Genomic DNA, 689 nt, shown 5'->3' on the forward strand with positions numbered 1-689 from the left:
TTCGATGCCCGCGTCAACGCATTGGCACACGTTCTGATCGAACGTGGGGTTCAGGTCGGAGACCGCGTCGCCGTCCACCTCCCGCGCAGCATCGACCTCGTGACCGCCCTGCACGCCGTCATCCGCGCCGGCGCAGCGTACGTACCCATCGACCCCGACTACCCGGACCAGCGGATCACCCACATCCTCGACGACGCGTCCCCGACGATGGTCATCACCGAAGAGTTCCTCGATACTCCGGCGGTCTCGGCACGCCTGACACGCGGTGAACGTGTGGCACCGGTGTTGACGCGGGCCCTCACCCCGGCGGACACGGCCTACGTCATCTTCACCTCCGGCACCACCGGACGCCCCAAAGGCGTCATGATCTCCCATCAAGCGATCATCAACCGCCTCACCTGGATGGCCGAGGACTACGGACTCGGCCCCGGTGATCGGATCCTGCAGAAAACCCCCGCCGTCTTCGACGTCTCGGTCTGGGAATTCTTCCTCCCCGCCGTCATCGGCGCCACCCTCGTCGTCGCCAAAGACGGAGGCCACAAAGACCCGTCCTATCTCGCCGAGGTCATCGACCGCCACCACATCACCGTCCTGCACTTCGTGCCCGCCATGCTCGCTGCATTCCTCACCGCCACACCCGACCCCGAACGCCTCACCTCGGTGCGGCGGGTGTTCTTCTCCGGCGAAGC

Annotated in this window: 1 protein-coding gene; it reads left to right on the top strand. The window is 66.0% G+C overall.

Going from position 1 to position 689, the window contains the following annotated elements; all coding sequences use genetic code 11:
- On the top strand, nt 1-689 hold a 689-nt coding region (locus CH293_RS27720; RefSeq protein WP_141217267.1), incomplete at both ends, for an AMP-binding protein.

The organism is Rhodococcus sp. 14-2470-1b (assembly GCF_002259415.1).
Classification (GTDB): domain Bacteria; phylum Actinomycetota; class Actinomycetes; order Mycobacteriales; family Mycobacteriaceae; genus Rhodococcoides.